This window comes from Streptomyces sp. Da 82-17 (genome assembly GCF_046098215.1).
Taxonomy (GTDB): domain Bacteria; phylum Actinomycetota; class Actinomycetes; order Streptomycetales; family Streptomycetaceae; genus Streptomyces.
Window position 1 is genome coordinate 174584 of record NZ_JBJURH010000002.1, and the last position, 24646, is coordinate 199229.

The 24646-nt window shown below is 74.2% G+C and carries 26 protein-coding genes; 13 read left to right on the forward strand and 13 right to left on the reverse strand.

Annotated features, from left to right (window positions below):
* The first annotated feature begins 5 nt into the window (after positions 1-5).
* From ACIDOF_RS03750 to ACIDOF_RS03765, 4 genes are all read left to right on the forward strand, one after another.
* Positions 6-1091: an ABC transporter substrate-binding protein gene (locus tag ACIDOF_RS03750; protein WP_409004184.1), complete on the forward strand. Its 1086-nt coding sequence runs from the start codon at positions 6-8 to the stop codon at positions 1089-1091.
* A complete protein-coding gene (locus tag ACIDOF_RS03755) occupies positions 1088-1882 on the forward strand; it encodes an ABC transporter permease (RefSeq protein WP_409004185.1) in 795 nt (264 codons plus the stop codon). The genes ACIDOF_RS03750 and ACIDOF_RS03755 overlap by 4 nt, the downstream gene beginning before the upstream one ends.
* Positions 1883-2214: 332 nt before the next feature.
* Complete coding sequence (locus tag ACIDOF_RS03760) at positions 2215-3117, forward strand: pseudouridine-5'-phosphate glycosidase (RefSeq protein WP_409004186.1); 903 nt, start codon at positions 2215-2217, stop codon at positions 3115-3117.
* Positions 3118-3215: 98 nt separating this feature from the next.
* Entirely contained in the window at positions 3216-4235 is a 1020-nt protein-coding gene (locus ACIDOF_RS03765; protein WP_409004187.1) for a carbohydrate kinase family protein, read from the forward strand.
* Between the two features lie 89 nt (positions 4236-4324).
* On the opposite strand, the gene ACIDOF_RS03770 is transcribed toward ACIDOF_RS03765, so the two are convergent.
* From ACIDOF_RS03770 to ACIDOF_RS03780, 3 genes are all read right to left on the reverse strand, one after another.
* The gene (locus ACIDOF_RS03770; protein WP_409004188.1) at positions 4325-5125 is read right to left on the reverse strand and encodes a methyltransferase domain-containing protein; all 801 of its coding nucleotides are present in this window, start codon (positions 5123-5125) and stop codon (positions 4325-4327) included.
* A gap of 198 nt (positions 5126-5323) precedes the next feature.
* The gene (locus tag ACIDOF_RS03775; protein WP_409004189.1) at positions 5324-5743 is read right to left on the reverse strand and encodes a CBS domain-containing protein; all 420 of its coding nucleotides are present in this window, start codon (positions 5741-5743) and stop codon (positions 5324-5326) included.
* A gap of 260 nt (positions 5744-6003) precedes the next feature.
* A complete protein-coding gene (locus ACIDOF_RS03780) occupies positions 6004-6660 on the reverse strand; it encodes a uridine kinase (protein ID WP_409004190.1) in 657 nt (218 codons plus the stop codon).
* Positions 6661-6822: 162 nt separating this feature from the next.
* On the opposite strand from ACIDOF_RS03780, the gene ACIDOF_RS03785 reads away from it, so the two are divergent.
* Positions 6823-7305 (forward strand): DUF1772 domain-containing protein, encoded by a 483-nt coding sequence (locus tag ACIDOF_RS03785; RefSeq protein WP_409004191.1) that lies wholly within the window; start codon positions 6823-6825, stop codon positions 7303-7305.
* 80 nt (positions 7306-7385) lie between these two features.
* Positions 7386-8102, forward strand: a complete 717-nt coding sequence (locus ACIDOF_RS03790) for a DUF2293 domain-containing protein (RefSeq protein WP_409004192.1) — start codon at positions 7386-7388, stop codon at positions 8100-8102.
* A 195-nt stretch (positions 8103-8297) separates the two neighbouring features.
* Here ACIDOF_RS03790 and ACIDOF_RS03795 read toward each other — a convergent pair whose 3' ends face one another.
* A complete protein-coding gene (locus tag ACIDOF_RS03795) occupies positions 8298-9260 on the reverse strand; it encodes a D-2-hydroxyacid dehydrogenase family protein (protein ID WP_409004193.1) in 963 nt (320 codons plus the stop codon).
* A gap of 191 nt (positions 9261-9451) precedes the next feature.
* Here ACIDOF_RS03795 and ACIDOF_RS03800 point away from each other — a divergent pair, with 191 nt between their 5' ends.
* On the forward strand, positions 9452-10978 hold the full coding sequence (locus ACIDOF_RS03800; protein WP_409004194.1) for a glutamate synthase subunit beta: 1527 nt from the start codon (positions 9452-9454) through the stop codon (positions 10976-10978).
* 78 nt (positions 10979-11056) lie between these two features.
* On the opposite strand, the gene ACIDOF_RS03805 is transcribed toward ACIDOF_RS03800, so the two are convergent.
* Positions 11057-11572 carry a carboxymuconolactone decarboxylase family protein gene (locus ACIDOF_RS03805; protein ID WP_409004195.1) on the reverse strand — a complete coding sequence of 172 codons (516 nt, stop codon included), beginning with the start codon at positions 11570-11572 and terminating at the stop codon, positions 11057-11059.
* 41 nt (positions 11573-11613) lie between these two features.
* On the opposite strand from ACIDOF_RS03805, the gene ACIDOF_RS03810 reads away from it, so the two are divergent.
* Positions 11614-13158 (forward strand): PLP-dependent aminotransferase family protein, encoded by a 1545-nt coding sequence (locus ACIDOF_RS03810; RefSeq protein ID WP_409004196.1) that lies wholly within the window; start codon positions 11614-11616, stop codon positions 13156-13158.
* 31 nt (positions 13159-13189) lie between these two features.
* Here ACIDOF_RS03810 and ACIDOF_RS03815 read toward each other — a convergent pair whose 3' ends face one another.
* From ACIDOF_RS03815 to ACIDOF_RS03825, 3 genes are read right to left on the reverse strand one after another with little or no spacing between them, the layout of a single operon-like run.
* Positions 13190-13279 carry a hypothetical protein gene (locus tag ACIDOF_RS03815; protein WP_409004197.1) on the reverse strand — a complete coding sequence of 30 codons (90 nt, stop codon included), beginning with the start codon at positions 13277-13279 and terminating at the stop codon, positions 13190-13192.
* A 29-nt stretch (positions 13280-13308) separates the two neighbouring features.
* Complete coding sequence (locus tag ACIDOF_RS03820; RefSeq protein WP_409004198.1) at positions 13309-13599, reverse strand: DUF397 domain-containing protein; 291 nt, start codon at positions 13597-13599, stop codon at positions 13309-13311.
* The gene (locus ACIDOF_RS03825; RefSeq protein WP_409004199.1) at positions 13600-14460 is read right to left on the reverse strand and encodes a helix-turn-helix domain-containing protein; all 861 of its coding nucleotides are present in this window, start codon (positions 14458-14460) and stop codon (positions 13600-13602) included. It lies immediately after the preceding gene.
* A gap of 221 nt (positions 14461-14681) precedes the next feature.
* Here ACIDOF_RS03825 and ACIDOF_RS03830 point away from each other — a divergent pair, with 221 nt between their 5' ends.
* Genes ACIDOF_RS03830 through ACIDOF_RS03840 form a run of 3 tightly spaced genes read left to right on the forward strand, consistent with a single transcriptional unit; the run spans position 14682 to position 16295 of the window.
* Positions 14682-15152, forward strand: a complete 471-nt coding sequence (locus tag ACIDOF_RS03830) for an ATP-binding protein (RefSeq protein WP_409004200.1) — start codon at positions 14682-14684, stop codon at positions 15150-15152.
* Between the two features lie 52 nt (positions 15153-15204).
* Positions 15205-15636 (forward strand): hypothetical protein, encoded by a 432-nt coding sequence (locus ACIDOF_RS03835; RefSeq protein ID WP_409004201.1) that lies wholly within the window; start codon positions 15205-15207, stop codon positions 15634-15636.
* A 50-nt stretch (positions 15637-15686) separates the two neighbouring features.
* Positions 15687-16295 (forward strand): HXXEE domain-containing protein, encoded by a 609-nt coding sequence (locus ACIDOF_RS03840; protein WP_409004202.1) that lies wholly within the window; start codon positions 15687-15689, stop codon positions 16293-16295.
* Between the two features lie 689 nt (positions 16296-16984).
* Here ACIDOF_RS03840 and ACIDOF_RS03845 read toward each other — a convergent pair.
* Positions 16985-17515, reverse strand: a complete 531-nt coding sequence (locus ACIDOF_RS03845) for a toxin-antitoxin system, toxin component (protein WP_409004478.1) — start codon at positions 17513-17515, stop codon at positions 16985-16987.
* A 130-nt stretch (positions 17516-17645) separates the two neighbouring features.
* Positions 17646-18407: a helix-turn-helix domain-containing protein gene (locus ACIDOF_RS03850; RefSeq protein ID WP_409004203.1), complete on the reverse strand. Its 762-nt coding sequence runs from the start codon at positions 18405-18407 to the stop codon at positions 17646-17648.
* 446 nt (positions 18408-18853) lie between these two features.
* Here ACIDOF_RS03850 and ACIDOF_RS03855 point away from each other — a divergent pair, with 446 nt between their 5' ends.
* On the forward strand, positions 18854-19603 hold the full coding sequence (locus ACIDOF_RS03855) for a hypothetical protein (protein ID WP_409004204.1): 750 nt from the start codon (positions 18854-18856) through the stop codon (positions 19601-19603).
* A 95-nt stretch (positions 19604-19698) separates the two neighbouring features.
* On the opposite strand, the gene ACIDOF_RS03860 is transcribed toward ACIDOF_RS03855, so the two are convergent.
* From ACIDOF_RS03860 to ACIDOF_RS03870, 3 genes are all read right to left on the reverse strand, one after another.
* Positions 19699-20217 (reverse strand): lytic polysaccharide monooxygenase auxiliary activity family 9 protein, encoded by a 519-nt coding sequence (locus ACIDOF_RS03860; RefSeq protein ID WP_409004205.1) that lies wholly within the window; start codon positions 20215-20217, stop codon positions 19699-19701.
* A gap of 254 nt (positions 20218-20471) precedes the next feature.
* On the reverse strand, positions 20472-22034 hold the full coding sequence (locus tag ACIDOF_RS03865; protein ID WP_409004206.1) for an MFS transporter: 1563 nt from the start codon (positions 22032-22034) through the stop codon (positions 20472-20474).
* Positions 22035-22109: 75 nt separating this feature from the next.
* Positions 22110-23549 (reverse strand): membrane-associated oxidoreductase, encoded by a 1440-nt coding sequence (locus ACIDOF_RS03870; RefSeq protein WP_409004207.1) that lies wholly within the window; start codon positions 23547-23549, stop codon positions 22110-22112.
* Positions 23550-23693: 144 nt separating this feature from the next.
* Here ACIDOF_RS03870 and ACIDOF_RS03875 point away from each other — a divergent pair, with 144 nt between their 5' ends.
* Positions 23694-24632: a trypsin-like peptidase domain-containing protein gene (locus ACIDOF_RS03875; RefSeq protein ID WP_409004208.1), complete on the forward strand. Its 939-nt coding sequence runs from the start codon at positions 23694-23696 to the stop codon at positions 24630-24632.
* Positions 24633-24646: the final 14 nt, after the last annotated feature.

Here is a 24646-nt window from a genome sequence, read left to right on the forward strand (position 1 = left end):
TGACGGTGTCACCACAGACCGAGCAGACCGAGCAGAGCAAGCACACCGCGCGCGCCGGGCGGACCGGGAAGGCCGAGTACGAGCCGGCCCGTCGGCGTCGTTCGCTGCGGCGTGCCCTGGGGCGGCTGGCGGCGGCCCCGGTGGCGCTGCTGCTTCTGGCGACGGGCTGCGGAAGCGGAAGCTCCGGGAGCGGGCAGACCGCGAGCAACGGCCTGGAGAAGTCGACCGTCACCGTGGCGGCGACCCCGCTCGTGGACAGCGCGGCGCTCTACATCGCCCAGGAGCGCGGCTACTTCAAGGACGAGGGGCTGCGCGTGCAGGTGCGGCCGGTGCAGCAGAGCGTCCAGGCCGTCCCGGCGCTCGCCAACGGCCAGGTGGACGTGGTGGCGGGCGGCAACTACGTGACGCTGCTGCAGGCGCACGACCGGGGCGCCCTGAAGCTGCGGATCCTCGCGGACGGCGTGGCCCTCGCCCCGCACTCCATGGACGTCGTCGTGATGCCCGACTCCCCGATCCGTACGGCGAAGGACCTGGAGGGGCGCAAGGTCGCGGAGAACGTGTTGCACAGCATCCAGTCGCTGCGGCTCGGCGCGATCCTGAAGGACGAGGGGCACGACGCGAAGGCGGTGGAGTACCGGCAGGTGCCGTTCCCGCAGATGGCGGCGGCGCTGGAGAAGGGCCGGGTCGACGCGGCGGACATCACCGAGCCGTTCCTCACGGACGCCAGACGCAGGCTCGGCGCGCGCGTGGTCGTGGACGGCGCGAGCGGCCCGGCCGACGGGCTGCCGCTGTCCGGGTACGGCACGACGCAGCGTTTCGTCGACGAGAACCCGAGAACGGCCGCCGCGTTCCAGCGGGCCGTGCGGCGCGGCCAGCGGGACGCGGCGCAGAACCGGGACAACGTCGAGGAGGTGCTGCCCGGCTACTCGAAGCTGGACGTGCGGACAGCCCGCGCCATCGCCCTCCCCCGGTACGCGCGGTCCGACAACCCTGAGCGGATCGGTGAGTTGATCGCGCTGATGGTGGACGGCGGGCTCCTGAAGAAGCGGCTCGACGCCGAGAAGCTGCTGTTCCGGGCCGGGTCGCCATGAGTGCGGTGACGACGCTGTCGCGGCCGCGGCGGGCGCTGCTCGGTCTCGTCGGCGTCCTCGTGGTGCTCGCGGCCGGTGAGGTGGCGGGGCGGGCGGGCATCGTGCAGCGCGCCTATCTGCCGCCGTCGTCGGAGGTCGTGGCCCGCGCGGCGGAACTCGCCGGGGACGGCCTGTTCCTCGACGGGGTGGGGGCGACGCTCACGGTCTGGGCGTACGGGCTGCTGCTCGGGTGCGCCTTGGCGGTGCCGCTCGGTGTGCTGTTCGGCAGTGTCCCGAAGGTCGACGCGGCGGCACGCGCGGTGGTGGAGTTTCTGCGGCCGATCCCCTCGGTGGCGCTGATTCCGCTGGTGGCGCTGCTGCTGGGCACGGGCAGCCGAATGCAGGTCACGGTCATCGCGTACGCATGCGTGTGGCCGGTGCTCTTCAACACGGTGTACGGGCTGGGGGACGTCGATCCGGTCGCCAAGGACACGTTGCGGGCCTTCGGGTTCGGTCGGCTGCAGGTGCTGTGGCGGGTGTCGTTGCTGGCGACGGCGCCGTTCATCGCGGCCGGGGTGCGGATCTCGGCGGCGGTGGCGCTGATCCTGGCGGTCGCCTCGGAGATCCTGTCGGGCTTCGGGGAGGGGCTGGGCACATTCATCGCGCAGGCCTCGCAGATACCCGACGGCACGACGGACGTCCTCGCGGGCACGCTGTGGGCGGGCGCGCTCGGCCTGGGGATCAACGCGCTGCTCGGGCTCGCCGAGAGACGTCTGATGCCGTGGGCGGCGGCCCGGGCACGCAGAGCCTGAACGCGACCCCTGGGCCGCCCCGGGCTCGCCCCCGGCGCCCGTACCGCGAAATCCGACGCCACGCGCGCGTGCAGACGCATGCGCAAGTCCCGTACGCCGTACCGGCAGCCGTCTGCCGTCTGCCGTCTGGCGCCTGCCGTCTGCCGACAGTTGGCAGTTGGCAGTTGGCAGCCGTCAGGGGTTTGGGCGAGAGGTGGGGTCGACAGGGATGAGACGTGGAAGCCGGGGGGGGCGAGGAGCGGGCGAGCGGGCGAGGGCGTACGGCGGAGGGCCTCGCGGCGGCAGGGAAAGACGGTCGGACGGGCAGAGGTGTCGGCGATGGGAGGCCACAAGTGCTGATCGTGTCGGAAGAGGTCAGGGAGGCGTTGGCGGCGGGCCGGCCGGTCGTGGCCCTGGAGTCGACGATCATCGCCCACGGGCTGCCACGCCCGCAGAACCTCCAAGTCGCCCTGGAACTGGAGGAGTCGGTGCGGCGCGAGGGCGCCGTGCCCGCGACGGTCGCGGTGCTCGACGGGCGGGCGCGGGTCGGCCTGGACAAGCAGCAGGTGGAACGGATCGCGGCGGGCGACGGGATCCGGAAGCTGGGCCACCGGGACCTGGCGCCGGCGCTCGCGACCGGGGCGAGCGGGGCGACGACGGTGTCGGCGACGGCGTTCCTCGCGGCCCGCGCTGGGCTGCGGATCTTCGCGACGGGCGGGCTCGGCGGGGTGCACCGGGAGTGGACGTCGACGCAGGACGAGTCGGCGGACCTGGCGCTGCTGTCGCGTACGCGGATCGCGGTGGTGTGCGCGGGCGTGAAGTCGATCCTGGACGTGCCGGCGACGCTGCAGCGGCTGGAGACGCTGGGCGTGACGGTCGCCGGGTACGGGACTGACCGCTTCCCCGGCTTCTACCTCACCGACTCCGGGCACCCGGTGGACTGGACGCTGAGCTCGCCCGAGGAAGCAGCGGAGGTGCTGCGCGCCCAGGATGCGCTGGGCGGGCCGGAGTCGGCGCTGATCGTGGCCAACCCGGTGGCGGAGGCCGAGCAGTTGGACCCGGAGTTGCACGCGCGGGTGCTGGCCGACGCGCTGCGGGAGTGCGCGGAACGCGGCATCACGGGCCAGGCGGTGACGCCGTTCCTGCTCGACTTCCTGGTGCGGCACACGGACGGGGCGTCGCTGCGGGCCAACCTGGCGGCGGTGCGCGGCAATGTGCGGCTCGCGGCGCGGATCGCGGGGGCGTGGTCGCGTTGAGCGAGAGGGCGCGGCGGGGCGAGGGGGCGCGGTCGAGCGAGGCGATGCGGCCGGGCGAGGGGGCGCGGTCGGGCGAGGGGGCGCGGTCGGGCAAAGCGATGCGGTCGAGCGAGGAGGCCGGGCGGCGGGCGGGCGGCGGGCTGCTGGTGCTCGGCGATGTGGTGACGGACGTGGTCGCGCGGTATCGGGCGCCCCTCGCGCACGGCACGGACACGGCCGCCGCGATCCGGCTCGTGCCGGGCGGCGCGGGCGCCAACGTGGCGTGCTGGGCGGCGCGTTGGGGCTGCGGGGACGTGTCGCTCCTGGGCCGGGTGGGCGTGGAGTCGGCGGCCTGGCACGAGCAGGCGTTGCGTACCGCGGGGGTGCGGCCGCGGCTCGTCGTCGACGAGGAGGCGCCGACGGGGACGGTGATCTGCCTGGTGGACGGGGCGGCGGAGCGGACGTTCCTGACGGACAGCGGGGCGGTGCTGCGGCTGCGCCCGGCGGACTGGTCGCCGGCGCTGCTCGACGGGGTGGCCCATCTGCACCTGTCGGGCTACCTGTTCTTCGCCGACGGCAGCCGGGCCACGGCACGGCTCGCGTTGTCGGCGGCGCGGGCGCGGGGCGTGCCGGTGAGCGTCGACCCGGCGTCGGCGGGGTTCCTCGCGCAGACGGGGGCGGACCGGTTCCTGGACGCGGTGGAGGGGGCGGACGTCCTGCTGCCGAACCGGGAGGAGGCGCTGCTGCTGGCGGGGCTGCGCGCGCCCTCCGCCCCACCGCTCCCCTCAGGCCCACCGCTCCCCTCCGACTCCCCACCCCCTTCCGCCCCACCGCTCGCCCCCGGGCCGGCACTCGACCCGGCCGTCGTGGCCGAGGCGGCCGGGAAGTTGGGGAGCCGGTTCCCGTTGGTGGCGGTCACGGCGGGGGCGGAGGGCGCGCTGGTCGTGGAGGGCGGGGCGGCCCCGGTGCGGGTGCCGGGCGTACGGGTGACGGCGCGGGACACGACGGGCGCCGGGGACGCGTTCACCGGCGCCTTCCTTGCGGCCCGTCTCGCAGGCGCCACGGCCGTGGACGCGGCGACCGAGGGCTGCCGCGCGGGAGCACGAGCGGTGCTGCGGGTGGGCGGCAGACCGGGCTGAGGCCCGACCCGGACGAGAGGTCGACCAGGACCGACAAACCTCCCGCCGGAGCCTCCCGTACGGAAAGACGATTGCCCCGGCGGCCCCGCCTACACCTTCCGGCCCCAGGCCGAGATCAGCGGAGGTGTCGTCAAGTCGAGGGTGCCGGAGGCGAGTTGGTTGAGGTAGCGGTCGACGTCGCCGCCGGTGACGAGGGAGCGGGCGACGAGGCGGTCGCGGGCCTCCTGGACGGTGGCGGTCTCCAGGGCGGCGGCCGCGGGCGAGGTCAGCGGGAAGAACGCCTCGGCCTCGACCTGGGCCACGCCCGCCTCGCGCAGCAGCCGCGGCAGCTTCCGCCCGTACGCGGGATCGGCGCCGCTCTCCGCGAGGAGGATGTGCAGGCCCTTGCGCACGTGATTGGCCAACAGTTGGGCCTGGCCCTGGGCTTCGGGGCAGCCGAGGGGCTGGAGGGCGACGTCCGCGTCCTCGACGAGCAGGCGGCCGCCGGGGCGCAGGGCGCGGACCATCGAGCGCAGGGCGTGCTCGCGGTCGGTGACCTGGGAGAGGACGAGCCGGGCGTGCACCAGGTCGAAGCCCTCTCCGGGCGGCTCCTGGGCGGCCACGTCGTGGCGCAGGACCTCGACGGGCGGGCGCGCGGCGGCGCTCGCGCGCGCGGGGTCGAGGTCGGTGCCGACGACTCGGCCGGTGGGGCCGACCCGCTTGGCCAGCCAGCCCAGTACGGACGTGCCGCCCGCTCCGACCTCCCAGCAGCGCCAGCCGGGGCCGACGCCGATGCGCTCGAAGTGCCGGAACGTGCTTGCGTCGTAGAGGGCGGCGGTCGCGTCGAAGGGCAGGCCTGCGTCGGCGGAACGGGGGTCGAGGAGGTATCCGTGGGTTCGCGTCTGCGTCATGCCGCGATCATCCCAGTTGATCCGTTTTTCTTCCGGTTTTCTTCCGGATCATCCGGCCGGACGGCGGCATGACGCAGGCAGCGAACCGCCCACGGATACGGCTACGAGACGCACAGCTACGGGATACCGCTACGAGGCGCAGCTGAGCGGCCCAGTTGGGCGGCGCAGCTGCGAGACGCAGCCACGAGCGGAAGCTGCTCAGCTCCTCGCGTACACGCTCTCCACCCAGGCGGCGAGCTGCTCGTCGGAGAGGTGCTGGGCCAGGTCGGCCTCGCTGATCATGCCGACGAGGCGCTTGTCCTCGATGACGGGGAGCCGGCGGATCTGGTGGCCCTTCATCTCCTGGAGCACGGCGTCGACGTCGGCGTCGGACTCGATCCAGCGCGGGGTGCCCTTGGCCATCTCGCCCGCGGTGATCTTGGCCGGGTCGTGGCCCATCGCCACGCATCCGACGACGATGTCACGGTCGGTGAGGATGCCGCAGAGCCGCTCGTTCTCGTCGCTGATCGGCAGGGCGCCGACGTTCAGCTGACGCATCAGCTGGGCGGCGCGGTCCAGGGTCTCGTGGGCGGGGATCCACTGGGCCCCGCGGTGCATGATGTCTCCGGCGGTGGTCATGGTGTGCCTCCATAGGCCGGTTCGGGGGTGGCTGGTTCGGGCACGGCGCGCCACGAGGGCGCCGCTGCCGACCGCGCACTCATTCTCTTCCGCGACCGGGTACCCCGCACCTGCGCGAGGAACCGGACACCCACCGTGACCGCCGCACCCCCGCCCCGGCACCCCGCGGCCGCACACAGGCACCGGCTCACGCAGGCACGGCCGCACGCAGGCACCGGCTCACGCAGGCACGGCCGCACGCACCCCCGGCCCAGGCAGCCTCACGCACCCCCGGCGGCCCACGCGGGCCGCGCCCAAGCCGGGCGTCGCGGGTCGTCGGCGCGTACGAGCACGTCTGCCGCGGTCTCCGGGCCGACCTCGTCCGCGTACCGGGCGAAGGCGGGCAGGCGCCAGCGCTCGTCCGGGGGCGTACGGCGGTCCAGTGCGCCGGGAGCGAGCGCCAGGTGGACGGTCAGGTCGAAGGGGAACCACTTGCCGAGGAGCAGCGGGCCGTGCAGCAACAGGACGCCGCCGGGCGGGAGTTGGACGTACGGGCTGCGGGTGGCGCGGTCGGCGGCCGGGTCCCACAGGTCGGGCAGGATCCGGCCGGTGCCGCCGGGGTCGAGCGGACCGAGGACCTCGCGCCAGAGGGCGCCGGTGTCGAACCAGCCGTCGTAGTACGACTCGGGGTCCCGGTGCCCGTACTCGAAGCGCAGGGACGCCGGGCGCAGGAAGTCCTCCGTGGCCACGACCTGCGCGGACCGTCCACGTACGCGCAGGGCGTCGGCGAGGCGGCGGGCGAGGTCGCCGGTGCCGGCGGGCGGGGCGCCGTCGAGGCCGATCCGCGGCCAGGCGCCGCCGTCGGCGGGGTCGAGGGCGGCGACGCGGTCGGCGAGGGCGTCGGTCAGGCGGTCCCAGGTGATCGGTTCGAGTCGCACGGGGCCATGATGCCCGGCCGGCTCAAGGCACCATGTGCCGCGTGGCGGGTGGCGGGTGGCAGGTGGCGGGCGCCGCGCACCGCGGAATCCGGTTGCCGCGCGCTCCCTCGCGAGGGAGGATCAAGCGGGTGGACTCAAGGGGGAGTTCAAGGGGGAGTCATCTTGATCGCCGGACCGTATTTCGCGCTGACGCTGGCGGCCGCGCTCGGCTGCGGGCTCGTCGCGGGCGTCTTCTTCGCGTTCTCCACCTCCGTGATGCGCACGCTCGCCGCGCTGCCGCCCGCGCAGGGCATCGCCGCGATGCAGAAGCTGAACGTGCTGATCGTCAACCCGCTGTTCCTGGCCGTGTTCATGGGCACGGCGGGGCTGTGCGCGGTGGTCGCGGTGGTCACGTTCGTGCTGTGGCCCAACCCGGGGACGGCGCCGCTGCTGCTCGGCTGCGCGCTGTATCTGTTCGGCTCGTTCGGGGTGACCGTGGCGGCGAACATCCCGCGCAACGAGGCCCTGGCGAAGCTCGACCCGGAGGCCGCGGAGAGCGTCGAGCCGTGGCGGTCGTACGTACGCGAGTGGACGGCCTGGAACCACATACGGGCGGCCGGTGCGCTGGCCGGATGCGCGGCGCTCGTCCTGGGCCTCGCCGCCTGACCTCGGCACGGGCACGGGGCGGGGACGGGAGGCGAGGGGTGCGCGACGTACCCGAGGCGCCGACCGGGTAAGTACCGCTCATGCCGCGCTCATCGGCCCGGGTCGGGCCGTCAACCGACGTACCCGTCACGGGACTTGTGGCGATCCAGCCGCTCGGGCGGCGGCACCGGCACTGCGCGGAGTGCGCCGCGGGCCCGCTCCCGCTCCTGGTCCTCGCGGACGGCACCCCGCACTGCCTGGACTGTGCCGACCTCGGCCATCTGGTGTTCCTGCCGCGCGGGAACACGGCGCTCACCCGGCGGGCCCGGGAGGCGAGTTCGCTGTCGGTGGTCGTGGTCCGCAGAAACCGCAGGGCGCGGCGGTGGGAGCGGCAGGGCGTCCTCGTCGAGGAGGCCGCGCTCGCCCTGGCCGAACGGCGCTGCCTCGCCGACGCCGACGCCCGGGCCCGGCGCCGGGAGCGGGACGCGGCGCGGCGGGCGGCGGAGGACGTGCGGTTCACGGCGGCGTTCGCGGCGGAGATCCGCGCACTGTTCCCCCGCTGCCCGGAGGAGCGCGCGCAGCGCATCGCGGCGCACGCGTCCCGACGCGGCAGCGGCCGCGTGGGCCGCAGCGCCGCGGGCCGGGCCCTCGACCCGGTCGCGGTCACGGCGGCGGTCCGGGCGGCGGTCCGGCACGACGACTCGCAGTACGACGCGCTCCTGATGGCCGGAGTGCGGCGCGCCGAGGCACGGCGCCGGGTACGGGCGGTGGTGGACGGTGTCCTGGACGGCTGGCGGGAGAGAACGGACGACGCGTGACAGGCCGCCCACCTCCCACAGGCGGCAGGTGTCAGACGTCAGGCGGCAGGCGGCAGGCGTCAGGCGTCAGCTGTCAGGTGTCAGGCGTCAACTGTCAGGCAGGCGTCCGGCATCAGGCGGCGAGCACCCGGCGGCAAGCAGCAAGCGGCAGGCGCCCGGCCGCAAGCGTCAGGCAACGCCCCTCAACCGTTCCGCTCAGCCGAGGACCCGGATCGGCTCCCCCGCCAGGAACGCCGCGATGTCCTCGACCGCGCCCTGGAAGTACCCCTCGTAGTTGCGGCGCGTGACATACCCGAGGTGCGGGAGGCCGAGGAAGTTCGGGGCGGTGCGCAGCGGGTGGTCGGCGGGCAGCGGCTCCTGGTCGAAGACGTCCGCGCCTGCGCCCGCGATCCAGCCCTCGCGCAGGGCGCGGACGAGCGCGTCCTGGTCGACGAGGGCGGCCCGCGAGGTGTTCACGAGGTACGCGCCGGGCCGCATCGACCGCAGCTGCGGCTCGCCGACGAGCCCGCGCGTACGGTCGCTGAGCTGGACGTGCAGGGAGACGAAGTCGCTGCGGGACAGCAGGTGTTCGAGAGAGTCGGCGAGCTCGACGTCCGCCGCGGCGGCGCGCTCCGCGGTCAGGTTCTGGCTCCAGGCGGTCACGTCCATCCCGAAGGCGCGGCCGACCCGGGCGACCTGCGTGCCGATCTTGCCGAGGCCGACGACGCCGAGTCGGCGCCCGTGCAGGTCGGCGCCGAGCGTGGACTGCCAGGGCCCGCCGTCCCGCAGCGCGCCGCCCTCCGGCAGGACGTGCCGGGCGAGTCCGAGGATCAGGGCCCAGGTGAGCTCGGCGGGCGGCTCGGAGTTGCTGGGCGTCCCGCAGACGGTCACGCCGTGCCGGGCGGCCGCCGCCAGGTCGACGGAGGCGTTCCGCATCCCGGAGGTGACGAGGAGCCGCAGCTTGGGGAGGCGGGCGAGGAGCGAGGCGGGGAACGGGGTGCGCTCACGCATGATGACGACGATCTCGCAGTCCGCGATCTCGGCGGCCACGGCGTCCTCGTCGCCCAGGTACCGGCGTACGACATGGACGTCCACGGTGTCGGCGAGCGGTGACCAGTCGGCGATGGACAGGGCCACGCCCTGGTAGTCGTCGAGCACGGCGCAGCGCAGCTTGGCCATCCCACTCTCCCTCGGTGATCGTCGGCGGTCCGCGGTCAGCGTAGACGGCGGGCCCGAAGGGGCGGCGCCCGGTGCCGTGGCAGGCGGCGGGGCCGGCCCCGACCGTGCGGAAGGGACAGCGGACGAAGCCGGACGTATCGTGGCGAGAGGGCCGGTGAGGCGGCGAGCGCCGGCCCGCGGAGGAGACGGCCATGGGCGATCCCAAGGGGTTCCTCACCACCGCGCGCGAGGACTGGCCGCGCAGGCCCGTCGAGGAGCGCGTACGGGACTGGCACGAGGTGTACGTGCCGGGGGCGTTGCTGCCGATCGTCCGCGCGCAGGCCGACCGGTGCATGGACTGCGGGGTTCCGTTCTGCCACGAGGCGTGCCCGCTGGGGAATCTGATCCCGGAGTGGAACGACCTGGTGGCGCTCGGCGACTGGCGGGCGGCGAGCGACCGGATGCACGCCACCAACAACTTCCCCGAGTTCACCGGCAGGTTGTGCCCGGCGCCCTGCGAGTCCGGCTGTGTCCTCGCCATCAACCAGCCCGCGGTGACCATCAAGAATGTCGAGGTGGCGATCGCCGACGTCGCCCGGGAGCGCGGCTACGCGCCGCCCAGGCCGCCGCACCGGCTCTCCGGCCGCACGGTCGCCGTCGTCGGCTCGGGCCCGGCGGGCCTCGCGGCGGCGCAGCAGCTGACGCGGGTGGGGCACACGGTCGTGGTGTACGAACGGGACGACCTGGCGGGCGGGTTGATGCGGTACGGCATTCCGGACTTCAAGATGGAGAAGCACCATCTGGACCACCGCCTGGCGCAGATGGAGGCCGAGGGCACCCGGTTCCGCACCTCGCTGACCGTCGGCCTGGACGTCTCGGCGGACGAGCTGCGCGGCCGGTACGACGCGCTTGTGCTCGCGACGGGCGCCACGGCCTGGCGCGAACTGCCCGTACCGGGGCGTGAGTTGAAGGGCGTGCACCAGGCGATGGAGTACCTGCCGTACGCCAACCGCGCCTGCCACGACCACGACTCGGCCTCGGCCTCGGGCCCCGACCCGGGCCCGGACCCGGACGACGAGCTGTCGGCGGCCGGGCGGCACGTCGTGATCGTCGGCGGCGGCGACACCGGCGCCGACTGCCTCGGCACCGCGGTCCGGCAGGGCGCCGCCTCGGTCTCGCAGCTGGACATCTATCCGCTGCCGGCCGCCGAGCGCGACGAGGACGCCGAGCCGTGGCCCACGTACCCGAAGGTGTACCGGCTGTCGCCCGCGCACGAGGAGGCGGCCGCGCTCGGCACCGCCCCGGAGGCGGACGCGGACGCCCGCCTGTTCGCCGCGTCGACGCTGCGGCTCACCGGGGACGCGGCGGGGCGGGTGCGGGAGGTCCACCTGGTGCAGGTCACGCCGGAAGGTCGGCGTCCGGTGCCGGGTACGGAGCGGGTGCTGCCGGCCGACCTGGTGCTGCTCGCCCTCGGCTTCTCCGGGCCCTCCCAGGAGGACGGCCTGATCGCCCAGTTGGGGATCGACCTCGACGAACGCGGGACGCTGCGCCGCGACGCCGGGTTCGCGACCGGGGTGCCGGGGGTGTACGCGGCGGGCGACGCGGCGCGCGGCCAGTCCCTGATCGTCTGGGCCATCGCGGAGGGCCGGGCGGCGGCCGCCGCGGTCGACCGGTTCCTCACGGGGGACACGGACCTGCCCGCACCGATCACGGCGGACGCCGGACCGATGCGGGCGTGAAAGGGGACCGGCAACTCCCTCCGCGTTCCGGGGAGTTCAGGCCCTGGGCGGGTGGGTTCAGGCCCTGGGCGGGTGGGTTCAGGCCCGCTCGTCCGTGCCTGCGACCTTGGCCGTGGCGAGGGCGATCCGGTTCCAGGTGTTGATGGCGGTCATCAGGGCGATCAGCTGGGCCAGCTCCTCCGCGGAGAACCGCGCGGCGGCCTCCGCGTACACCTCGTCCGGCACGCCGCCGGCCGCGACCAGGGTCACGGACTCGGCGAGGGCGAGCGCGGCCTGCTCCCGCTCGGTGAAGAAGTGCCGGGCCTCGCGCCACACGCCCACCATGTGCAGCCGCTCCTCGCTCTCGCCGGCCTTGCGGGCGTCGCTGGTGTGCATGTGCAGGCAGTAGGCGCAGCCGTTCAGCTGCGACGACCTGATCTGGACCAGCTCGACCAGCGCCGGGTCGAGGCCCGCGCGGGCGGCGGCGTCGAAGCCGATCAGCGCCTTGAAGGCACGGGGAGCGGCCTGCGCGAAGTTCACCCGGACCGGCTTCGCAGCGGCGTGGTCCGTCGTCCGGTTCGTGGGCTCGTACGTCGTCTCGTTGCTCATGCCCATGAACCTACGGTCCGGAAAGACCCTGTGTAGGGTGCAATTCCATGGCAGTTTCCGAGGTCAATTCCGGGCCCGGCACGGACGGATCCGACGGCGGCACCGGCACACGCGCGGGAACCGACGAAGGCACCGGCACGCGCGCGGGCGCCGACGGCGGCACCGGCACCGACCTGCACCTGGACCTCCCCTCCACCGGCAGCCGCCGCGCCGCCCTGCTGCACGCGCTGCGCTCGGCCGTACGGTCGGGCCGCCTCGCCCCCGGCACGCTCCTGCCGCCCTACCGCGCGCTCGCCGCCGACCTCGGCATCGCCCGCAACACCGTCGCCGAGGCGTACGCGGAGCTGGTCGCCGAGGGCTGGCTCGTCGCCCGCCAGGGTTCGGGCACCCGGGTCGCCGAGCGGACCGTCCCCGCGAGCCCCGTCCGCGTACCGAAGAGGTCGCCCGCGCGGGAGGCGTCCGCGCGAAAACCGGCTGCACGCGCGCGTGGGCCCCGTTTCGATCTGCGGCAGGGGCAGCCCGACCCGGCCTCGTTCCCGCGTACGGCCTGGGTGGCGTCGGTGCGGCGGGCGGTGAACGCGGCGCCGCACGAGGCGTTCGGGCCCGCCGCACCGCAGGGCCGGATCGAGCTGCGCACGGCGCTCGCGGAGTACCTGGCACGCGCGCGTGGTGTGCGCACCTCACCGGAGCGGATCGTGATCTGCGCCGGTTTCGCGCACGCGCTGCGGCTGCTGTTCGGCGGCGCGGGCGGCAGCGGCGCCGGGGTCCTGCGGGGCCCGCTGGCCGTGGAGGAGTACGGGCTCGCCTTCCACCGCGCCCTGCTCGGCGCCGCGGCGGTCCGCACGGTTCCGCTGCCGTTGGACGAACAGGGCGCGCGCACCGGCGAGTTGGGGTCCGAGCGGGCCGTCCTGCTCTCCCCCGCCCACCAGTTCCCGACCGGCGGCCCGCTGCACGCGGAGCGGCGCGCGGCGGCCGTCGACTGGGCACGCGCGCGGGGCGGCCTGGTCCTGGAGGACGACTACGACGGCGAGTTCCGCTACGACCGCCGCCCGGTCGGCGCGGTGCAGGGCCTCGACCCGGAGCGGGTGGTCTACCTCGGCTCGGTCAGCAAGAGCCTCTCCCCCGCGCTGCGCCTCGGCTGGATGGTGCTGCCGGACCACCTGGTGGACGACGTGCTGCGGGTCAAGGGCGAGCGCGAGGCCTGGACGGGCGTCACCGACCAGCTGGCCCTGGCGGACTTCCTGGAGTGCGGCTCGTACGACCGGCATGTGCGGCGGATGCGGTTGCGGTACCGGCGCCGGCGCGACCGGCTGGTGCGGGCCCTGACGGAGCGCGCCCCGCACATTCCGGTCACCGGGGTGGCGGCGGGCCTGCACGCGGTGCTGCGGCTGCCGCCCGGCACGGAGCCGTCCACGCTGAAGGCGGCCCGCTGGCAGGGGCTCGCCCTGGACGGTCTGGCGGACTTCCGGCACCCGGAGGCGCGCGGCCCGCTGCGTGAGGGCCTGGTCGTGGGCTATGCGACGCCGCCGGAGCACGCCTACCCGGCGGCGGTGGACGCTCTGTGCGCGGCGCTTCCCCCGAACGGGTCGTAAAACCGCTCACCGCTGCTCGCAGAACCGGCACCTAGGGGACCGGTCGCAAAACCAGCACCTGCACGACGGCACCTGCAAGACGGGCACCTATAAGGCGTGCACCCCTAAGGCGTGCACCCACAAAACGTGCACCTATAAGAGGGGTACCGCTCAGGACAGCAGGAAGTCGGCCTGGCCGGACTTCGCGCCCTGGATGAAGGCGTGTATCTCGCTGGTCGTGTAGATGAGCGCCGGCCCGTCCGGGTCGGCGGACTGGCGCACCGCGACCCGCCCGTCGGCGAGCTTCATGGCCTCGACGCAGTTGCCGCCGTTGCCGCCGCTCCAGGGCTTGTGCCAGCCCTCGGTGCCGAGGTCCCGCGCGGGCATGCCGTTGTAGACCCGGCCTTCGCCGTGGGCGCGGCCCTCCTCGGCGGCCGGGTCCTCGACGGTGGTGCGTTCCATTCAGAGCTCCTTGCGCAGATCCCGGAGGATCTCCTTCGTGCGGTGTGCCGTCGCCGACTGCGCCGCCATCCGGTCCATGACCTCGAGGTACGTCACGACCTCGGCACGCCGGTCCAGGTAGACCGCGCCGGTGAGGTACTCGGCGTAGACCATGTCCTGCAGCTCGGGCACGGCGAACCGGAAGAGCACGAACGGGCCGTAGGTGCCCGGGTGGTGACCCTGGGCGAACTCGGCGACCTGCAGGGTGACGTTGGGCAGCTTCACGGCCTCGAGGAGGCGGTCGATCTGCGCCCGCATCACCTCGGGACCGCCGACCGTCCTGCGCAGCACGGTCTCGTCCATGACGACCCACAGCCTCGGGGCGTCGTCCCGGGTGAGCAGTTCCTGACGCTGCATGCGCAGCGCGACGTGCCGCTCCAGCTCGGCCTCGTCGGTGCGGCCGACGGCCCCGGAGCGCATCACCGCGCGCGCGTACTCCTCGGTCTGCAGCAGACCGGGCACGAAGTGCGGCTCGTACGACCTGATCAGGCTGGCGGCGCCCTCCAGGCTGACGTACATGCTGAACCAGCTGGGCAGGATGTCGTGATAGCGCTGCCACCAGCCCGGCTGGTTCGCCTCCTCGGCGAGCGTGACGAAGGAGTCGGCCTCCTCGTCCTCGACGCCGTACGCCTTCAGGAGCGACTGGAGGTACGGGATCTTCAGCGTGACCTCGGCGGTCTCCATGCGGCGGACCGTGGCGGGGGCGACGCGCAGCACGCGCGCGGCCTCCTCGCGCTTGAGCCCGGCTTCCTCACGGAGTTCCTGGAGACGTTTGCCGAGAACGACCTGACCCACGGTGGGAGCGGACCGCGGTTCGCTCACTGCTTGCCTCCGTTTCGCCTGGGTCCGTCGTCGTCGAACGCTGTCGGCCGACGGAAAAACCGCCGCCCGCGCGGCGCCGTACGGAAGCCGCTGGAGCAGTGTGCCATGGGCGCCGCGGGAGGAACACTGCACTCTGCACTTTTCAGAGTGACGCTTGCCAAGTGTTCGCGGCGGGGAGATAGTGGCATGCGTGAACTCGTCCGCCCCGTTAGGAACCGGCCGTGGCACTCGGTAAGACCCAGACTGTGCAGTCCCCTGCCGGGGCGCCGTTCGGCGACCGCCGCTGCCGTTTCGAGCTGGCCGCACGCCCTGATTCGGTGGCGCGCGCCCGGCGCCTCACGCGCAAACATCTCTCCGGCTTCGCCCTGTGCGACGACACCTGCGACACGGCGGCGCTGGTCGTGTCCGAGCTGGTCACCAACGCCTTGGTGCACACGGTGAGCCGGCAGATCGTCTGCGACCTCACCGACGACCCCGTAGCGGGCCACGTCCGGATAGTGGTCCGCGACGAGGGCCCGGGCCAGGACGGCACCGGCCCGCATCCGCACCCGGCGCGCTCCGGGGACGAGGACCACGGCCGCGGCCTGCTCCTCGTCTCGGCGGTGAGCCACGCGTGGGGCGCGCAGGAGGAAGGGCTCGGCCTGATGGTCTGGGCCGAGCTGCCGCGTTCCGTCCGGGCGGCGGCCGCGTGACGCGAACTTGTCACGGCACGGGAGTGGCCCGCACGGAGACCGGGGTGGCGGCATGCGCGTGATGGCCCTGACGACGCTCGCCTCGCTGGCGCGCCTCCCCCAGGACGTCCCCCTGGAGCTGCCGGAGGGCATGACGACGCCGCTCGGCTGCGACGCGGTGGGCATGCCCGAGGAGTACGGCCGCCAGGTGCGGGCCCGGCTGCCGCGGATCGGCTGCGTGTACGCGGACGGCGCCCGCTGGTGGTGGATCGTGCCGTCGGGCTCGTCGGTCTCCCTGGACTGGCCGGCTCCGCTGCGGTACGCGACGGGGGCGCGGGTCCCGGCCGGGCCGAAGGCACCCCGCCTGGTGCACCGCCCCGAGGGCACGGCGCCCTACACGCCGCCGATCCCGCTGTACCTCGCGATGTGCCGGGTGACGGGCACGGTTCCGCTGTGGATGCGTACGGGGCGTACGGCGCCGACCTCGCCGACGGCGCGCCGCTGAGCTGCCCTGGCCTTATCCGGTCGTGACAGTCCCGCTGTCAGACTGCGGGCATGGACGCACCCCCTGAACTGAGCCCGCACACCCGGGAGTTGGCCGCCGAAGCGCCCGCCGGTGCGACCGCCGGTGCGCCCACCGGGGTCGACGCGGCCGTCACGCTCGGCCTGTTCGCGGCCTGGCTGCTGCACGACCTTGAGGAGCTGGCGACGGTGCCGCGCTGGACCCGTACGCGGGTGCCGGAGCTGCGGCGGCGCTTTCCGCAGGTGCCGGAGCGGCTGTGGCGGAGCATGGCGGGCATGCAGCGCCGGGAGTTCGGGCTCGCGATGGCGGGCGTCGGCCTGGTGGTGGCGTCGGCCGCGGCAGAGGGCAGGCGCACGGGCGGGCGCTCGGCGTACTACCAGTCGGTCCTGAACGGCTTCGGCCTGCACGGCCTGGTCCACCTCGCCCAGGCAGCGGCGGTACGCGGCTACACCCCGGGCTCGGCCACGTCTCCCCTGCTCGTCGTCCCGTTCACCCTCTGGGCCCGCGGCCGCCTCCGCCGCGCGGGCACCCTCCGCCCGACCCGCCCCCGCGACGCGGCCATCAGCCTCGCCATAGCGGGAGCGGTGGCAGCAGGCGCACATACGGCGGCCCGCAGGGTACTGGGGACTCGACGGGGCTGAAGGGGGGTACGGGCGGGGGAAGTTGGGGGCGCGGCGGTCGAACGGCTGGGCGGCAGCGGGGCGGCTGGACGGCTGGGCCACCGCAGCCGGGCCGACTCAGCCGGGCCGCCGGTTGGCCCGTCAGGGCGGGGCGAGTTGGCGCTGAGAGGCAGGACGGGCTGGCGCACCGAGGCCTGGCGTCCGGCAAGGGTCTGCCGAGGCAGGAGGAGTTGAGGCTGAGGGACAAGCGAGCCAGGCGGGACGAGCCTCGGAGCAGGCGGGCCGGGCCACCGAGACGGAGCGAGCGGAGCCGCCGCAGCCAGACGGTCAGCCCGTCAGCAGGTCAGCCGGTCAGCCGGTCAGCCCGGAACAGCCGGGCGGGTGGGAACGCCGAGGCAGGACGAGCCGGGACGCCGAGCCCATGCGGGACACGCCGCCGAGCCAGGCCGAGCCGGGCCGCTCAAGACGAGGCCCACCGCGCCCCCGAATCGAGCCGTGGCCGGGCCGAGCCGTGGCCGAACCGGGCCGTGGCCGAGCCGAGGCCGAGCCGAGCCGAGGCCGGGCCGAGCTGTGGCCGAGCCGAGGCCGAGCCGAGCCGAGGCCGGGCCGAGCCGTGGCCGAACCGAGCCGTGGCCGAACCGAGCCGAGCCGCTCCTGGCGAAGCCTGCCTCCCCGCCGAACGAGCCGAGCCGGCCCCAGGCAAAGCCCGTCTACCCCCGCCCTCGGCGGTGCCCCAGGGAGGCTTCGATGCGGCCGATGAGGCGATCGCGGTTCGGCTGGTCGGACTGGTCGGTCTCGGTGAGCCAGGTGCGGCATCTGCTGGCGAGGAGCAGGCCGAAGCTCTCCGCGTCGGCCTCGTCGTCGTGGTCGAAGCGTGTGCGGGCCGCGACCTTGAGGACCGTGTCCTGGAGGTCCGCCTCGTCGGCGAGTAGGCGTGCGGCGACGCCCGCGCCCTCCACGTGCTGGCCCGTGTGCCCGGCCTCCATGTGCCACAACTCGTGGCCGAGGATGACGAGTTGGTGGTCGGGGGCGGTGCGCTCCTCGATCACGATCAGGTCCTGGTCGGTCATGTCGAGCCAGAGCCCGCTGGCGGTGCCGGGCGGGAAGGACGCGGTGCGCAGGCGTAAGGGACGGCCGCGGCGTCTGCTCATCGCCGCGCACAGCGCCTCGTGCAGCTCCTGGGGGCGGGCGGGTGCGGCCGACTCGACGCCGGCGAGCAGGTCGGCGCAGAGCTTGCGCATGTCCTTGGCTATGCCCACGGTTCTCTCCGTGCCTCACTCGCCGCGCTCGTGGTGGGGACCCGGGCGGCGCTCGTACCGACCCTGCCCGCATGCGTGTGCAGGGTCCTGCTCGTACCCCTGGCTGCGGCCATCAGGACTCCGATCGCCGCACGTTCTCTAGGAGCATGTCCAGCCATTCCGTGACGGTGTCCCGGTGCTTGTCGGTGGGGAGTTGGGCGGCGCGCCAGGCGATGCCGCGCACGCCGTGGTCCTGCAGCAGGCGCTGCAGCGGGTCGTCCGGGCCGTCGGCGGCGCGGCTCCGCGCGGCGCCCGCCGCGACCTCGGAGCCGGAGCCGGGGCCGGGCCCGGGACCGGTGCCCGGAACGGATCCGTCCGCGTCGACCGGCGGGCGTTCCTCGGGGAGCCGGAGCGCCTGCCGCTGCCGCAGCTCCTCCTCGACGCGGCGCAGCGCACCCGTCAGGGCGTCCGCGTCCTCGGCGGTCAGGAACCCGGCGTGCACCTTGAAGAAGCGCTGGATGGCGGCGCAGTGCTCCATGGTGGGGCGGCGGTCGCCGTTGATGAGGGCGCCGGCCTGCTGGCGCGACATGCCCGCGCCGTCGGCGATCTCCTGCTGGGTGTACCGCCGCCCGTCGGGCTTGAGCCGGGTCTTGCGCAGCAGGGCGAAGCGCTGCAGGAAGCGGGCCTGCAGGTCGGCCTCGCCCGCGGTGCGGCCGGCGAGCAGTTCCTCGACGACGGCGACGGGCACCCCGGACTCCGCGGACAGCCGCTGCGGCCGGAACACCTCGCCGCGGGGCACGCCGACCCGGTCGGCGAGTTCGGCGACGCGGGCGACCACCACGGCGAGCGGCCCGGCGGCTGCCGGCCCGGGAACCGAGATGCAGTCATCAGTCACCGGTGGATCTCCTACGTCGAGAGCTTCGATTCGGTCAACTGTCGTCCCGTACGGCCGCGTTGTGCCCGCAGTGCCGCGCGTACGGCGCTGACCTCGGGGAACTCCCCCTGGTCGGGGAGGAGTCGGGCGGCCTCGGCCCGGTGCCGTACCGGCTTCGGGCAACAACCGGGGCTGCCCGGAGGCTAGTCGGTCCGCCTCGGGACGGAAAGGGCTTGCCACAGCTGTGGCGCAAAGCAATCGGCCTGCGGCAGGAAATGCCACGATCATTGACACGCGGTCTCCGGGAGAAGGAGTATCGCCTTCAACAAAGTACGTAACGGCCGGTCGCGCAGGGCGGGGAGCACCGCCGACCGGCCAGGGCCCGCGGCGGACGACCACCGTGCGGGCCCGCGTGCGGAACGTCTGACTCCACGGGAGGGACAGCGTCTCGATGACGAATGATCTCGATGACGAATGACCCGGCGTCCGGACCCACCGGCTCCCTGAAGCCCTGGCCGCACGGCCCGGGGCACGCCCAACCCGCCTCCGCCGAGCGTGAGTTGGAGCTGCGCGCCTATCTGCGCGACTACACCGCACTGATCGCCGCCACCCCCAGCCCGTCGGTCCTCTTCGACCGCGCCTGGAACGTGCTCGCCGCGAACTCCGCGTACGAGGAGCTCTTCGCGGGCGTACGGGAGGCGCCCGGGGCGATGCCGGGCGAGAACGTCCTGCGGTTCGTCCTGTTCCACCCGGACGCGGGCACGGTGCTGCGCGAGCACGAGACGCGCTGGTGCCTGCCGCTGCTAGCCCAGCTGTCGGCGGCGCTCGACGCGTACGGGCAGGACGCCACGTTGCGCGGCATCCGCGAGGACATCGCCCGCGACCCGCTGATGAACGCCGCCTACCAGCAGGGCCTGCCGCGCTGGATGCACAGCGTCGGCCCGGCGGCCCTGGACCACGACGGCGCGGTGCGTCCGCTGCGCCACCCGGACCCGGCGTGGGGCGCGACGACCTGCCGCGTCGTCACGGACACCCCGGCCACGCTGCGCGAACGCGGCCTGACCCGGCTGACGTTGATCCTGCACCCGCGCAGCGCGACCCCGGGCGGCCGCGAGGCGACGGAACGACGGGATTCCGCTGCGACGGCGCCTCGGACCACCGAGGCCGACGCGCGGGCGACGCCGCCCCGGCTCCGGGTCGTACGTCCGCAGGGCTGAGCACCCGGACGCGTGCACGGGCGAGCGTACGGACGCGGCCCGCGGGCGATCGGCTGCCCACGGGCCGCGCACACCGTGCGACGTGAACCGGCCGGTCAGCCGCCGATGTTGACGTCGATGCAGGCGTAGAACGCGTTCGCCGTGTCGGCGATGTTCCACACCGCGAGCACCTTCTGCTTGCCGCTCGCGCCGCCGAAGTTCACGTTGTGCGTGACGGTCTCGCCGGGCTGGGCCCCGCCGTCGTCGAACTCGGCGATCTTGTTGCCGCCGACGTAGTACTCCCAGGTGCTGGTGGCGTGCCGGGCCGTCAGCTTCCAGGTGAAGTCCTGGGAGCTGCCGACCGGGGTGACCGCCCAGCCCTTGCTGTCGTCGTCCAGCTCGGCGAAGGCCTCGTTGCCGCCGCTGCAGCTCTTCAGGCCCTTGGGGCCCTCCACGCTCTGCGGCTCGTACTTGATCGCGCCGCACGGGACGGTGCCCGCGGCGCACTGGGCCTGCCTGCTGGGCGGCGAGTTGACGTACCCGTGCGCGCTCGCCGTGCCGGTCGACAGGGTGAGGGCGATGAGCGGCGCGATGCCCGCGCCGAGGGCGAAGGCCAGCTTCCGGTTCCTCTGCATGGCTACTCCTTCACAGCTTGGAGGCGCCGCGCGCGTGGGGCGTACGACGGCTCCGCTCGGTGGGGGGAGGTGAAGGAGCGTGAAGGTGCGCAGCCCGGCGGGCCGCCAGGGCGCCGACTCGGCGGCCCGCGACGGGAGTTCACGCTCAGTCCTGGTCTAGACCTTGCGCCTAGACCATAGCGGCTGACGGGCCACGGTCAAGAGGTCGGCCGGAATCCGAGAGACCGGCCGGAAGGTCGGTCCAATCCGAGAGGTCAGTCGGGATCGCGCGAACCCGCGGTGCCCTCGGAACCGCCCGCCTCACGCCCCTCGGGCTCCGCCGCCTCCTGCGGTTCCAGGGGCGGGGCCGCGACCGAGCAGTTCGTACGGCACTCCGGGTGGCAGCGCCCGGCGCGCTCCGCCTCGGGCGCCCGCACCGTCCACCACGCGACGAGGGCGCCCAGGACCAACAGCCCGGCGCACAGCGGCATCGCGCGCCGGAACGCGCTCCCGAACTCCGCGACCGAGCGGTACGCCTCCGGCCCCATGCCGACGAGCAGCGGCAGCGCCGCCACGGTGACCAGGCCGGCGGCGCGGGCGGCCGCGTTGTTGACCCCGCTGGCCAGACCGGCGTGCGCGGTGTCGACCGAGGCGAGGACCGTCGACGTGAGCGGGGCGACGAGGGTGACCATGCCGAGCCCGAGCACCGCCACGGCGGGCAGCACCTCGGTGACGTACGAGGAGTGCCCGGCGTCGACGCGCAGCATCAGGAGCATGCCCGCGGCGCACAGCAGCGGGCCGACGGTGAGCGGCAGGCGCGGCCCGGTCCGCTGGGCGAGGTCGCCGGAGCGGGCGGAGAGCAGCAGCATCAGGACCGTCGTGGGGAGCAGCGCGGTGCCGGCGCCGAGAGCCGAGTAGCCCGCGACGACCTGGAGCTGCAGCGCGGCCAGGAAGAAGAAGCCGCCGAACGCCCCGTACACGCAGAGGGTGACGATGTTGACGGCCGTGAACAGGCGGATGCGGAACAGCGACGGCGGCAGCATCGGCTCGGGGCGGCGCCGCTCCATGCGGACGAACAGCCAGGCCAGGACGAGCCCGGCGAGCACCGAGCCGAGCACGGCCGGGGACGCGGCGCCGTCCGGTGCGGCGATCAGGGCGTAGGTGAGCAGGCCGAGCGCGAGGGCGCCGAGGGCCGCGCCGAGCACGTCGAAGGAGTGCTCGCGCGCCTCGGCCCCGCCGGACGACTCCGGTACGTGCCGCAGGGCGACGGGGACGCAGAGCGCGGCGAGCGGGACGTTGAGCAGGAACACCCAGCGCCAGCCGGGCCCGTCCACCAGCCAGCCGCCGAGGAACGGCCCGACCGCCGCGCCGACGCCGCCGAGTCCGGACCACAGGCCGACCGCCCTGGCCCGGTCGTCCGGGTGGAACGAGGCCTGGATGAGGGCGAGCGAGCCGGGCGTGAGCAGCGCGCCGCCGATGCCCTGCAGGGCGCGGGCGGCGATCAGGACTCCGGCGTTGGGCGCGAGCCCGCACAGCAGCGAGGCCGCCGCGAACCACACCACGCCCAGGACGAAGACCTTCCGCCGCCCGAACCGGTCGCCGAGCGCACCGCCGAGCAGGATGAGCCCGGCGAGGGTCAGCATGTACGCGTTGACGGTCCACTGCAGTGCGGCCAGATCGGCGTCGAGGTCGCGGCCGATCCGGGGCAGGGCGACGTTCACGACCGTCGAGTCGAGCAGCGCCATGGCGGAGCCGAGGACGGTGGTCAGCAGCACCCAGCGGCCGGTCGCGCTCCGGGTGCGCAGGGCTCCGGCGGCGTCAGGGGCATCACGGCTCATGTCCGGATCATCCCTCGTACGGCGGGCCCGCGCCGCTCGCCTTCCCCCGATCGCCGCCGCCCGGCGCCGCCGCGCTCACTGGCGGCTGATCGTCCGGGTCACACCGGCCGCGATCGTCGTGGCGAGCACCCAGCCGGTGACGATCAGCCCGTACGCGAGCCACTGCGCCCCGCCGTCCGGCGCGTACGCCTTCTCCTGGCCGAGGTCGACGATGGGCAGCAGCAGGTCGAGGGTGTACGCGAGCGGGTTGAAGGGCGGTGACTCCTCGGGTTTGAGGGCGGGCGGCCGGTCCAGGGCGAACGCGACGGTCCCGACGAGCAGCAGCGAGGCGAGCCAGCCGGCGGCGCGCACCGGCCGGAAGCCGTAGCCGACGGTCACGTCCTGCAGATGCCCCCAGGCGCGTGCGTACGCGGGCAGGGTCGCGCGGTGCCTGCGCTGCTTGGCGAGCTGGACGGTACGGGCGGCCGACTCGTCGCCCAACCGGCGGTAGGCGGTGGTGAGTTGCTCGTACTCGTGCGGGACGTAGCCGTCCTTCTCGCGCTCCAGGAGGTCGAGCCGGCGTTCGGCGGGCTCGTGCGGGTCGAGGGCGGTGTAGACGAGTCCGTCGAGGCGGACGGTGTCGGGGTAGGTCTCCGGCGGGAAGTTGAGGATCTCTATCTGGGAGCGGCGCAGGGTCACCTCGCCGTCGATACGGGGCGCTTCGCGCAGCCACAGCTCGCCGATGACGGAGCTGCTGACGCGCAGGGCGGTGCCGCCCGGGTTGGCGAACTGAGCGTAGGCGAGGTTGAGTTGGCCGGGTACGTGGAGTCCGCGCAGGTTGACCCGGCCGAGGGCGCGCAGCCGCATGCCGTGGACGTCGGAGCCGACGGTGAGGGTCTTGGCGGACAGGGCGTCGCCGCCGGGGTTGTCGAGGAAGGCGTCGCTGAGCTTCACCGCGCCGCTGACGGTGGCGCCCTGCAGCCGTACCTCGCCGTGCGCGACGAGCCCCGGCCCGTGCAGGTCGTGCCCGACGGTCGCCTGGTTGAGCTGCAGCACGGGCTCGTCCGACGCCACGCCGGGTAGGCCGAGTTCGGCCCGGTCGACGAAGAAGGCGCCCGAGACGGCGGCCCCGCCGAGCCGTACGGGCCCGGGTGTGCGGCAGCCGGTGAGGCGGAGGACGCCGTCGACGCGGACGGTGGCGGCATGCAGGGCGGGGAAGGTGCTGTCGGTGAGGTTGATCTGCCGCAGCTGCGCCCCGTAGAGGTCGGGCGGCTCCTCGAACTCGCAGGCCTGCAGCGTGATCGCGCACTCCACGAGCGCGTACCGCAGGCGCAGCGCGCCGGTGATGCGGGCGCCGGTGACCCGCAGTGCGGCCACGGCGCCGTCGCGGCGGCGGTCGCCGAGCAGGAGGTCGGTCAACACCTCGGCGCGTACGGCCCGTTGCTCCTGCGGGGCGCCGCTCAGGTCGACCGTGTGCCCGCTCGGGAAGGCCTCCCGGACGCGTCGCTCACTGTCCGTCAGTTCGTCGATCTCCACCGCGTGACTCTCACCCGTCGGGCGACGGCAGTCAACCAACTGTCCGACAGACGCGCACTGTTGTCCGCAGAGCGTTCACCCCATAAGAATGCGCATGACAATGCCGAGGGCACCAAGGTCCTCGGAGACAGAGGGGACCCCCACATGAAGAAACCTCTCGTCGGCGCGTTCGCGACGGCCGCGCTCCTGGTCGCCGGCGTGGGCGCCGCCCCGGCGGTGGCGCAGGACAACCACTCTGGCACGCCCGGCAAGGCGGCCACGAGCAGCGCGAAGGCCGCGCCCGGCAAGGCGCTCGGCACGGCCCTCGGCGAGGCGTTCGGCAAGGCGAAGAAGCCGCGCGCCGTCGACTTCGCGGGCACGGTGGCGCTGAGCAACTGTTCCGGCTCGGTCGTCCGCACACCCGACGCCGAGCCCGGCGACCCCGCCCTGGTGATGTCCAACGGGCACTGCCTGGAGGGCGGCATGCCGGGTCCGGGCGAGGTCCTCGTGGACCAGCCGTCGAGCCGCACCTTCGACCTGCTGAACGCCTCGGGCAGCGAGGTCGGCACGCTGAAGGCGAGCAAGCTCGCGTACGGCACGATGACCGACACGGACGTCTCGCTGTACGAACTCACCGAGACGTACGAGCAGATCGAGAGCAAGTACGGCATCAAGGCGCTGGAGCTGAACGCGGAGCACCCCTCGGCGGGCACCGCGATCACGGTCGTCTCCGGGTACTGGAAGAAGACGTACAGCTGCGACATCGACGGGTTCGTGCCGACCCTCAAGGAGGGCGACTGGACCTGGAAGGACTCGGTCCGCTACACCGACGCCTGCAAGACGATCGGCGGCACCTCCGGCTCCCCGGTCCTGGACGACGCCACCGGCAAGGTGGTCGCCGTGAACAACACGGGCAACGAGAGCGGCGAGGAGTGCACGGTCAACAACCCGTGCGAGGTGGACGAGAACGGCGAGATCACCGTCCGCAAGGGCATCAACTACGGCCAGCAGACGTACCAGATGGTGCCCTGCGTGGGCGTGGGCAGCAAGATCGACCTGAGTGCCGAGGGCTGCGGGCTGCCGAAGCCGGGCGCGGGCAAGTAGCCCGTACTCGGCGG